Source organism: Streptococcus sp. UBA632 (assembly GCF_002300045.1).
In the GTDB taxonomy this organism is placed as follows: domain Bacteria; phylum Bacillota; class Bacilli; order Lactobacillales; family Streptococcaceae; genus Streptococcus; species Streptococcus alactolyticus.
Genome location: NZ_DBPA01000057.1, coordinates 1 through 10,487 on the forward strand (window position 1 = coordinate 1; position 10,487 = coordinate 10,487).

The 10,487-nt window shown below is 41.1% G+C and carries 9 protein-coding genes, 2 tRNA genes and 1 pseudogene; 2 read left to right on the forward strand and 10 right to left on the reverse strand.

Annotated features, from left to right (window positions below; genetic code table 11):
* Nucleotides 1-97 precede the first annotated feature (97 nt).
* From gap to rsgA, 10 genes and pseudogenes are all read right to left on the reverse strand, one after another.
* Nucleotides 98-1,111: a type I glyceraldehyde-3-phosphate dehydrogenase gene (gene gap, locus B3473_RS06730; RefSeq protein WP_154454859.1), complete on the reverse strand. Its 1,014-nt coding sequence runs from the start codon at nucleotides 1,109-1,111 to the stop codon at nucleotides 98-100.
* A 202-nt stretch (nucleotides 1,112-1,313) separates the two neighbouring features.
* Nucleotides 1,314-3,393 (reverse strand): annotated as a pseudogene (gene fusA / locus B3473_RS06735) (elongation factor G).
* 174 nt (nucleotides 3,394-3,567) lie between these two features.
* A complete protein-coding gene (gene rpsG / locus B3473_RS06740; protein WP_154454857.1) occupies nucleotides 3,568-4,038 on the reverse strand; it encodes a 30S ribosomal protein S7 in 471 nt (156 codons plus the stop codon).
* A gap of 20 nt (nucleotides 4,039-4,058) precedes the next feature.
* Nucleotides 4,059-4,472 (reverse strand): 30S ribosomal protein S12, encoded by a 414-nt coding sequence (gene rpsL / locus B3473_RS06745; protein WP_154454856.1) that lies wholly within the window; start codon nucleotides 4,470-4,472, stop codon nucleotides 4,059-4,061.
* Nucleotides 4,473-4,688: 216 nt separating this feature from the next.
* Entirely contained in the window at nucleotides 4,689-5,507 is an 819-nt protein-coding gene (gene purR, locus B3473_RS06750; protein WP_154454855.1) for a pur operon repressor, read from the reverse strand.
* A 91-nt stretch (nucleotides 5,508-5,598) separates the two neighbouring features.
* Nucleotides 5,599-6,540 carry a 3'-5' exoribonuclease YhaM family protein gene (locus B3473_RS06755; protein ID WP_154454854.1) on the reverse strand — a complete coding sequence of 314 codons (942 nt, stop codon included), beginning with the start codon at nucleotides 6,538-6,540 and terminating at the stop codon, nucleotides 5,599-5,601.
* Nucleotides 6,530-7,804, reverse strand: a complete 1,275-nt coding sequence (locus tag B3473_RS06760) for a DNA recombination protein RmuC (RefSeq protein ID WP_154454853.1) — start codon at nucleotides 7,802-7,804, stop codon at nucleotides 6,530-6,532. Before B3473_RS06760 ends, B3473_RS06755 begins: the two co-directional genes overlap by 11 nt.
* Nucleotides 7,805-8,434: a thiamine diphosphokinase gene (locus B3473_RS06765; protein ID WP_154454852.1), complete on the reverse strand. Its 630-nt coding sequence runs from the start codon at nucleotides 8,432-8,434 to the stop codon at nucleotides 7,805-7,807. It lies immediately after the preceding gene.
* On the reverse strand, nucleotides 8,427-9,089 hold the full coding sequence (gene rpe, locus B3473_RS06770; RefSeq protein ID WP_154454851.1) for a ribulose-phosphate 3-epimerase: 663 nt from the start codon (nucleotides 9,087-9,089) through the stop codon (nucleotides 8,427-8,429). The genes B3473_RS06765 and rpe overlap by 8 nt, the downstream gene beginning before the upstream one ends.
* 7 nt (nucleotides 9,090-9,096) lie before the next feature.
* Nucleotides 9,097-9,969, reverse strand: a complete 873-nt coding sequence (gene rsgA, locus B3473_RS06775) for a ribosome small subunit-dependent GTPase A (RefSeq protein WP_154454850.1) — start codon at nucleotides 9,967-9,969, stop codon at nucleotides 9,097-9,099.
* A 128-nt stretch (nucleotides 9,970-10,097) separates the two neighbouring features.
* On the opposite strand from rsgA, the gene B3473_RS06780 reads away from it, so the two are divergent.
* Together B3473_RS06780 and B3473_RS06785 are read left to right on the forward strand one after the other, a co-directional pair.
* A tRNA-Leu gene (locus tag B3473_RS06780) sits at nucleotides 10,098-10,181 on the forward strand.
* Between the two features lie 49 nt (nucleotides 10,182-10,230).
* A tRNA-Ser gene (locus B3473_RS06785) sits at nucleotides 10,231-10,319 on the forward strand.
* The last annotated feature ends 168 nt before the right edge of the window (nucleotides 10,320-10,487 follow it).

Below are 10,487 nucleotides of genomic sequence, written 5' to 3' on the forward strand. Positions count from 1 at the left end.
ATCTCTTGATATTCAAATCAGACAGTATCTTAGCTCAATTCTACACAGAAACAAAAAAAGAGAGGAGAAAATCTCCTCTCAGATGCTAATCAATTAATTATTTAGCAATTTTTGCGAAGTATTCAAGAGTACGAACAAGTTGTGAAGTGTAAGACATTTCGTTGTCGTACCATGAAACTGTTTTAACCAATTGAGTACCATCAGCAGCTTCAGTTACTTCTGTTTGAGTTGCATCAAACAATGAACCGTAAGAGATACCAACGATATCGCGTGAAACGATTGGGTCAGTGTTGTAACCGAATGATTCAGTTGCAGCAGCTTGCATAGCAGCGTTTACTTCTTCAGCAGTTACTTTTTTGTCAAGAACTGAAACAAGTTCAGTAAGTGATCCAGTTGGAACTGGTACACGTTGTGCGTGACCTTGAAGTTTGCCGTTCAATTCTGGGATAACAAGACCGATAGCTTTAGCAGCACCAGTTGAGTTAGGAACGATGTTTTCAGCAGCTGCACGAGCACGACGGAAGTCACCTTTAGGGTGTGGAGCGTCAAGAGTCATTTGGTCACCAGTGTAAGCGTGAACTGTAGTCATTGTACCAACTTTAAGACCGAATGCTTTGTTCATAGCGTCTGCCATTGGTGCAAGACAGTTTGTTGTACATGAACCAGCTGAGATAACTGTTTCAGTACCATCAAGGATTTCGTGGTTAGTGTTAAATACAACAGTTTTAACATCTGATCCACCAGGAGCAGTGATAACAACTTTTTTAGCTCCGCCTTCGTGCAAGTGTTTTTCAGCTGCAGCTTTAGTAGCAAAGAAACCAGTTGCTTCAAGAACGATTTCTACACCATCGTTAGCCCAGTCGATTTGTTCTGGATCACGTTCTGCAGAAACTTTAACGAATTGACCGTTAACTTCGAATCCACCATCTTTAACAACAACATCGCCATCGAAACGACCTTGAGTTGTATCATATTTCAACAAGTGTGCAAGCATTGCTGGGTCAGTAAGGTCGTTAATACGAGCTACTTCAACACCTTCAACGTTTTGGATACGACGGAATGCAAGACGACCGATACGACCGAAACCGTTAATACCAACTTTAACTACCATTAGTGATTTCCTCCTTATGAAAATCAAGAAAATTTATTTTAAAAGGTTACCCTTTTAGACAATTGTGAAAAGATTAACTTATACAAGCAAAATCAATCCTTCAACGTTAGTATTATATAATTATTTCGCCAAAATTGCAAATATTATTAGCATTTTCAGAGCAAAAAAGGAATGCTATGAAAGCATTCCCTTTAATATTCAATTATTCACCAGAATTTTTCTTGATGATTTCTTCTTGAACAGATTTTGGTACATCTTCATAGTGGTCAAATACCATCATGAATGTTCCACGTCCTTGAGTTGCAGAACGAAGAACTGTTGCGTAACCAAACATTTCTGCCAATGGAACGAAGGCACGAACGATTTGGCTGTTACCGTGTGCTTCCATACCGTCAACACGTCCACGACGAGCTGTTACGTGTCCCATAACATCACCAAGGTTTTCTTCAGGTGCTGTGATAGTAACAAGCATCATTGGTTCAAGAATAACTGGTTCTGCAGTCTTAGCAGCTTCTTTAAGTGCAAGTGATGCAGCGATCTTGAAGGCAGTTTCAGATGAGTCGACATCGTGGTATGAACCATCATACAATTTAGCTTTAACGTCAACCATTGGGTAACCAGCAAGAACACCGTTTGCCATAGATTCTTGAAGTCCTTTTTCTACTGCAGGGATGAATTCACGTGGAACCACACCACCGACAATAGCGTTTTCGAATTCGAAACCTTTACCTTCTTCGTTTGGTGTGAATTCAATCCAAACGTCACCGAATTGACCTTTACCACCTGATTGGCGTTTGAAGAATCCACGTGCTTGTGTTGGTTTGCGGAATGTTTCACGGTAAGAAACTTGAGGCGCACCAACGTTTGCTTCAACTTTGAATTCACGTTTCATACGGTCAACAAGGACGTCAAGGTGAAGCTCACCCATACCAGAGATAACTGTTTCACCAGTTTCAACGTTTGTTTCAACACGGAATGTTGGGTCTTCTTCAGCAAGTTTTTGAAGGGGCGATACCCATTTTATCTTGGTCAGCTTTAGATTTAGGCTCAACCATCAATTGGATAACTGGTTCTGGAACGTCGATTGATTCAAGGATAATTTTAGCTTTTTCATCTGTCAATGAGTCACCAGTTGTAGTGTCTTTCAAACCAACAGCGGCAGCGATATCACCTGAGTAAACTGTTTCAATTTCGTGACGGCTGTTAGCGTGCATTTGAAGGATACGTCCGATACGTTCGCGTTTACCTTTTGAAGTATTCAACACGTATGAACCGCTGTTCAATACACCTGAGTAAACACGGAAGAATGTCAAACGACCTACGAATGGGTCAGTCATGATCTTGAAGGCAAGAGCCGCAAATGGTCCGTCATCAGAAGCTGGACGTTCTTCTTCTTCACCTGTATCTGGGTTAACACCTTTGATAGCTGGGATATCAAGTGGGCTTGGAAGGTAATCAATAACCGCATCCAACATCAATTGAACCCCTTTGTTTTTGAAGGCTGAACCACAAAGTACTGGGAAGAATTCAACGTTGATAGTTGCTTTACGGATAGCAGCTTTCAACTCGTCGTTTGTGATTTCTTCACCTTCAAGGTATTTCATCATCAAGTCTTCGTCAGTTTCAGCAACGGCTTCAACCAATTTTTCACGGTATTCGTTTGCTTGATCAACGTATTCAGCTGGGATATCTTCTTCAAGGATATCAGTACCAAGGTCGTTAGTGTAGATTTCCGCTTTCATTTTGATCAAGTCAATGATACCACGGAAGTCATCTTCTGCACCGATTGGCAATTGAATTGGGTGAGCGTTTGCTTGAAGACGATCATGAAGTGTGCTTACTGAGTAAAGGAAATCAGCACCGATTTTATCCATTTTGTTGGCAAATACGATACGAGGAACTCCGTATTCAGTAGCTTGACGCCAAACTGTTTCAGTTTGAGGTTCTACACCTGATTGTGAGTCAAGAACGGTTACCGCACCGTCAAGAACACGAAGTGAACGTTGTACTTCGATAGTGAAGTCCACGTGTCCTGGTGTGTCAATGATGTTAACACGGTGTCCGTTCCATTGTGCTGTTGTCGCAGCTGAAGTGATTGTGATACCACGTTCTTGTTCTTGTTCCATCCAGTCCATTTGTGAAGCACCTTCGTGTGTTTCACCAATTTTGTGGATTTTACCAGTATAGTAAAGAATACGCTCTGTTGTTGTTGTTTTACCAGCATCAACGTGAGCCATGATACCAATGTTACGAGTTTTTTCTAGTGAAAATTCGCGAGCCATTTTATTCTCCTATATAAAAATTTAGTTTACTATTCTATTATAGCATACTTTTAGAACGGATAGGCAAAACCTACCCGTTCTAATTATTTTTTATGCTATTTTTAATATTAAAAGCCCAATAATGAGGAATCTCTTAATATGTAAAACAGATAAGAAAATCTTATCTTGAAAAGATTACCAGCGGAAGTGTGCGAAGGCACGGTTTGCTTCTGCCATACGGTGTGTATCTTCACGTTTTTTAACTGAAGCACCAGTGTTGTTAGCTGCATCCATGATTTCTTTTGCAAGACGATCTTTCATAGTGTGTTCACCACGAGCACGAGATGCAGTTACCAACCAACGAAGTCCTAGAGTTGTACGACGTTCTGGACGAACTTCAACTGGGACTTGGTAGTTAGAACCACCAACACGACGAGCACGTACTTCAAGAACAGGCATGATGTTTTCCATAGCTGTTTCGAATACTTCCAATGCATCGTTGCCAGTAGCTTCTTTAACTTGGTCAAATGCATCATAAACGATTGATGCAGCTGTACCGCGTTTTCCGTCAAGCATAACACGGTTGATAAGACGTGTTACAAGTTGTGAATTATATAATGGATCTGGTAATACTTCGCGTTTAGGCGCTCTATTTTTACGACTCATTCTTCCTTATCTCCCTTCTATTATCCTTTAGGACGTTTAGCACCGTATTTAGAACGGCTTTGTTTACGGTCAGCTACACCTGCAGTATCAAGTGCACCACGAACGATATGGTAACGTACCCCTGGAAGGTCTTTTACACGTCCACCACGGATAAGAACAACACTGTGTTCTTGAAGGTTGTGTCCGATACCTGGGATGTAAGCAGTAACTTCGATAAGGTTGCTCAAGCGTACACGAGCGAATTTACGAAGGGCTGAGTTAGGTTTTTTAGGTGTCATAGTTCCAACACGTGTTGCAACACCACGTTTTTGTGGAGCATGTACGTTTGTTTGAACTTTTTTGTGACTGTTGTAGCCAACGTTTAACGCTGGTGAATTAGATTTTACAACTTTAGATTTACGTGGTTTACGTACCAACTGGTTGATTGTAGGCATCTACTTTTCTCCTGTAAGATTTTTATTTTGGTTAACTAAAAACTTGGTGACAGCTTTTAGTAGGATATGTGTACTTTGCAACATTTGTCAGCACGTCTCTGTACACTCTGGAGAGACCAAAAGTAAAAAGTACCGACGATTATATTACCACATTATCCTGACAAAGTCAACTGTTATGTGTTCTCTAGCTTGATAAAACAAAAAAGGGCAAGCCCTTTATTCGTTATCAAAGATATTACCGATTTCAACTTTGACGTGGTTATTTTTGACATCAATTTCGGATACTTTCAGCAATGATTTGTAAGTCATCTGCTCGCGTTTTTCTTGAGCATTTTCTGAAAAGACGGCAACTCCGACCAGCGTGCTGTCAAACTCTTTCAAAAGGCTGACCATACCTGTAATGGTTCCCCCACCTTTTAGGAAATCATCCACGATTAAGACACGGCTATTAGGTTTTAAGCTTCGTTTTGACAGAAACATTTTTTCAATGCGGTCACTTGAGCCACTCGCATAATTGACAGATACGGTTGAACCTTCTGTGATTTTGAGGTCGCGACGCACAATGACAAAAGGCACATTCAAAACATTTGCAACAGCATTTGCCAAAGGAACGCCTTTTGTAGCAACGGTCATAACAGCATCAATCTGCTTACCTTTGAATGCGTTTGCAATTATACGACCAACATTTTGCAATATCTTGGGAGTGCTCAACAAATCTGACAAATAAATATAGCCCCCAGGCAAAATACGGCTACTTTCTGAAAGGCGTTGGCACAAATCTTCAACCACTTCTCTTGCTTCTGTGTCAGAGATGCCAGGTGTAAAAATCACACCTCCACTAGCTCCAGTAACTGTTTCGATATCTCCAAGACCTGATTCTTCAAAAGCTTTTTTAATAATCGCAATATCTTCAGAAATAGACGATTTAGCAGCCTCGTATTTCTCAGCAAACGTGTTTAAGCTGGTCAATTGATGCGGGTTGTTTATCAGGTAGTTGGAGATGACAACCATGCGTTCACTACGTCGTAATTTCATAATTTCTCCATTTTTAGTCTATTTTTTGTCATTATATCATAAGAAACCGAAAAAACGAACTTTTTTTCGTAAAAAGTCCGTTTTTTATCACTTATTTTAAGTTAGGCTTATAAAATGAGCGATTATCCATGGCAAAAATTCGGCTTGTCATTTCGCCGTTGTCAACACGGCTTAAAGCGGTGGTCATCATCATCATTTCAGCATCAATATTATCAATCATGTGAATGATTTCGGCTTCCATGACTCGTGGACGAACGGGACTACCGTATTCTAACAAACCATGGTGACTAAGTACCACATGACGCAAGAGAATGACTTCTTCTTTGGTGTCATCGATATTTAATTCCATCAAAACCTTGGTAATTTCTTCATCAATGAGGGAAATGTGTCCGATTAAGTTACCGCGCACTGTGTATTCGGTGTTGTCAGGTCCTGTCAATTCAATGACTTTGCCTAAATCATGAAGCATAATCCCTGCATACAACAAACTCTTGTTCAGTTGTGGGTAAACATCACCGATAGCGTCGGCCAAACGCACCATGGTCGCCGTGTGATAGGCTAGGCCAGATTCAAAGGCATGATGATTGGTTTTAGCTGCTGGATAACTGAAGAAAGCCTTGTCGTATTTGCGATAGAGAGCACGAACAACACGCTGCCACACTGCATTTTCGATTTTAAAAATCATCTGCTCCAAGTACTCTCTCACGTCTGAGGGATTGACAGGTGGTTTTTCACGAAAATCACTTGGGTTATTTGGCTCGCCTTCACGCGTGTTACGCAAGGTAATCTGATTGACTTGTGGGGTGCCGTTATACACTTCGCGTCTACCTTTCATGTGAACCACTTTTCCAGCGACAAATTCTTCGACATTATAAGGCTGGGCATCCCATAAATTACCCGAGATTTCACCCGTATCATCTTGAAAAATAAAGGCAAGGTAATCTTTGCCTGCCCTTGTTTTGCGGAGTTCTGCTGATTTTATTAAATAAAACCCTTCAAAGAGCTCGTCTTTTTTCATTTGATTAATTTTCATGATTTTCCTCGTCTTCTAATGGTGGGAGGTCCAGCAAACGTGCGGTTGCTTGGTCTTGATAGGTTTCAACGGTATTTAAAGCACGTATAATGGCATTGGTTCGTGTGGAAATCAGGCTGTCCAACGTATGATTAGCGGTATTGATTTGTTTTTGAGCTTTCGCCAACATTTGACCAAATTTACCAAACTCTACCTTGACATTGCCTAAAATCTTGCTAATATCATCGGCATTTTTTTGAATATTAAGTGTCTTGAAACCAACTGACAATGAATTTAGCAAAGCTGACAAGGTTGTCGGACCAGCCACAACGATATTTTCATCTCGTCTTAGGCTGTCAAAAAAAGCGGCATTGCGCACCACTTCTGAATACAAGCCCTCTGTTGGTAAAAACATAATGCCGAAATTAGTGGTTTCAGGCGGGTTAAGGTATTTGTTATTGATATCCTTGGCGAAACGCTTGATGCTATTTAACAAGGATTTGCGGTGCTGCTCAATTTGTTCTTTATCCCCGCTTTCGTAAGCATCTTCTAGGCGGTAATAATCTTCCAAAGGAAATTTTGAGTCAATCGGCAAGTAAACATAGCTATCGTCCCCAGCCCCTGGTAATTTAATCGCATATTCGACACGTTCTTTTGAACCTGAAACCGTTGAAAATTCGCGCTCATATTGGTTTGGGGTCATGATGTCCTCAATGATTTGTCCCAACTGCAATTCCCCCAAAATCCCACGTGTTTTGGTATTTGACAACACTTTGTTCAAGGTTCCAACGTCTTGGGCGACATTTTTCATCTCACCTAGACCTTGATTGACAGATTCCAACTGCTTAGAAACCGTTTCAAATGACGCTTTTAAGCGATTTTGCAAGGTTTGCTCCAATTTTTCTTCAACCGTTTGACGCATTTCTTCCAGACGTTTTTCATTGGATTCTTGCATTTCTTTGACAGACTGGGTCAAGTTGCTATTGATAAGCTCTAAACGGCGGTCCGAGCGGTCACGGCTATCCGTCAAACTTTGATGAAGGACGTCACGAATATCATTTAACTGCGTGTACAAATCATTTTGCAGACGATTGAGCTGAGTGTTCAAAGCCAAAACAGTGTCTTTTTGTGCCGAATCCAGCTGATAAGACACTTGGTCTGACAAATTATCAGCATTATCATCTAATTTTTGAGCAACTTCTTCGTTTAAACGTCCCACTTTGGTCAACACATAAACCAACAAGGCAAGATTAAGAAGTCCTAATAATAACAGAATAATTAACATCTACCTATCCTTACTGTGAATAACGATAAGATAACCTGAGTCTAGTGTCACGGTGATGGGCTGACCGATAAAGGCATTACTGGCGTAGACTTTTTTGGTGAAGAAATGATTGGCATCCAAATTGTATTTGGCTCCTTCAATGGTTAACGGAGCATCTCCCTCAGCCATGAAAGAAACGTAAGGCATTCCTTTTTCTGGAAACACCTGACAAACACCCGCGGGGTAAAATTGCACCACATTTTGCTCATCTTGTAAACGAATCCGATGCATAAATGGAGCTAAATCAGGGTCACTAGGCAGAAACAAATTAGCCAAAGTATGGTCTATGCGCCCACCAAAAGCTCCAAAAAGACTGACTTGGGCTTGTGGGTATTTGGCAAAAATCACCTTTAGAGCTAGCTCTGTATCTGTATCATCTTTTTCAGGAACTGCCGTGATGACCATTTTCGCCTTTTCTTGAATCAACTGCCGTTCAGCTGCCGTGACAGAATCAAAATCTCCCACCGCCAAATCCAAAGGCAAGTCATTTCGCAAAATAGCCAAACTCCCACGGTCCACACCAACAAAGACGGCAAAATCTCTCGGAAAAGACGTCAAATGCCCACCAGCAAAGACTGCTATCTTAGTCATCTAAAGCGACACGCAAGGTTTCCACTTGAGCAACAAGGTCACTGGCTTTAAAGAGGTATGACCCTGCCACAAAGACATTGGCACCTGCTTCATAGCAAGCTTTGATGGTGTTGTTGTCAACCCCACCGTCAACTTCGATGTCAAAATCATAGCCTTTTTCATCACGAATGCGAGCAATTTGAGCGACCTTGTCAAGCATTTCAGGAATAAAGGCTTGCCCTCCAAAACCTGGATTGACAGTCATGATAAGCACTTGGTCAACCAAACTCAAAACCGATTCAATCGCTGAAATAGGTGTTCCTGGGTTGATGACCACACCAGCTTTCATGCCAGCTGCCTTGATTTTTTGTAAAGCCCCATGAATGTGCAACGTTGCTTCAGCATGAATAGTCATGATATCTGCACCAGCTTGGGCAAAAGCATCTACATAACGTTCAGGATTAACCACCATCAAATGGCAATCAAAAAACAATTTACTGTGTTTACGCATACTTGCCACAACATCTGCACCAAAACTGATATTTGGCACAAATTGACCGTCCATAATATCAATATGAACGTACTCTGCACTGGTTTCTTCAATGCGTTTGAGTTCTGATGCAAAATTAGCATAATCAGCAGCTAAAATAGAGGGTGCGATTTTATTTGTTGACATTAAGAACCTACTTTCTTTTAATCACTTTTTTATATGTTTCACGACGGTTTTCAATTTCACTGAGAAACTGGAGGTAATTATCATAGCGTGATTGCCAAAGTTCCCCATTTTTTAGAGCTTCCTTGACCGCGCATTCTGGCTCGTGCGTATGGGTGCACGAACGGAATTTACAGAAATGGCTCAGGCGCCTTAATTCAGGAAAAGCTTCATTTAAATCTTCAACCGTTTGAATGTCGTAATCTAACGATGAAAATCCTGGGGTGTCCGCAATTTTACCGCCATTGACAGTGTATAAACTGACAGAGCGAGTCGTGTGGCGTCCACGTCCAAGGCTATCTGAGATTTCACCTGTTTCCAATTGGAGTTCGGGGGCAATTTTATTGAGTAAGGTTGATTTTCCAACACCTGTTTGTCCCATGAAAACGGTCACTTTATCTGTCAAAAGCGGTAGCAATTCGTCTAAAGTGGTGCAAAACGCATACCCAATCTCTTGGTACTGCTTCTGGATGCTTGCCATCTCCTCAACATTGTCCAGCAAATCCATCTTGGAAATATAAACGATCGGCTCAATCGCCTTGTGTTCTAGCAAGACCAAAAAGCGGTCTAAAAGATTGGCATTAAAATCAGGCTCTTTTGCAGACATAATGACCACCGCTTGGTCAATATTCACAATTGGCGGACGAACCAAACTGTTTTTTCGCTCATGAATAGCTAAAATATAGCCTTCTGACTGCTCATCTGCTGAAAAATCAACAAAATCACCAACATAAGGTGTTTGACCTTTTTTTCTAAAATTACCACGCGCACGTGTCTGATAAATCACTCCATCGGACTCCACATAGTAAAAGCCCGCTAATGATTTGATAATTCTACCTTGCAACTATCTTTCCTTTTTTCAATTGATAAATTCATTATAGCAAAAAACAGAACTTTATTCAGTAAACTGGCCAAAAAAGATTTTGCCATTGTTTTTTGAAAAGAAGAGGCGTATAATGGCCTTGTCTTTTCGCGGAAGTGGTGGAACGGCAGACACGCATGCTTCAGGCGCATGTGCCTAATCTAGGCGTGAGGGTTCAAATCCCTTCTTCCGCATTTCTTGTTTCACCTGCTCAATAGCCGTAAAACAAGTGAAATTTCCTTTGGAAAGGTGACCCAGCTTGGTACGGCACCAGACTCGAAATCTGGCAAGTGGACACAGTTCACACGCGGGTTCAAATCCCGTCCTTTCTTTATTTTAATGAAGCAAGTGACTCTTAGTATCTTTTTAAAAAAAGCCACTGCACATAAACTATCGGCATTTTTTAGCGAGATACCTCATCTACACAGTCAATAACTGACACTACTGATATGACAATCACTCGCTTTCACTCATATTTCTATTGCTTTACCCGTGGTGCT

Coding starts and splice junctions, on each gene's coding strand:
- rpsG (WP_154454857.1), bottom strand. CDS start 4,038: ATGAGTCGTAAAAATAGAGCGCCTAAACGCGAAGTATTACCAGATCCA.
- gap (WP_154454859.1), bottom strand. CDS start 1,111: ATGGTAGTTAAAGTTGGTATTAACGGTTTCGGTCGTATCGGTCGTCTT.
- rpsL (WP_154454856.1), bottom strand. CDS start 4,472: ATGCCTACAATCAACCAGTTGGTACGTAAACCACGTAAATCTAAAGTT.
- B3473_RS06760 (WP_154454853.1), bottom strand. CDS start 7,804: ATGTTAATTATTCTGTTATTATTAGGACTTCTTAATCTTGCCTTGTTG.
- purR (WP_154454855.1), bottom strand. CDS start 5,507: ATGAAATTACGACGTAGTGAACGCATGGTTGTCATCTCCAACTACCTG.
- B3473_RS06755 (WP_154454854.1), bottom strand. CDS start 6,540: ATGAAAATTAATCAAATGAAAAAAGACGAGCTCTTTGAAGGGTTTTAT.
- B3473_RS06765 (WP_154454852.1), bottom strand. CDS start 8,434: ATGACTAAGATAGCAGTCTTTGCTGGTGGGCATTTGACGTCTTTTCCG.
- rpe (WP_154454851.1), bottom strand. CDS start 9,089: ATGTCAACAAATAAAATCGCACCCTCTATTTTAGCTGCTGATTATGCT.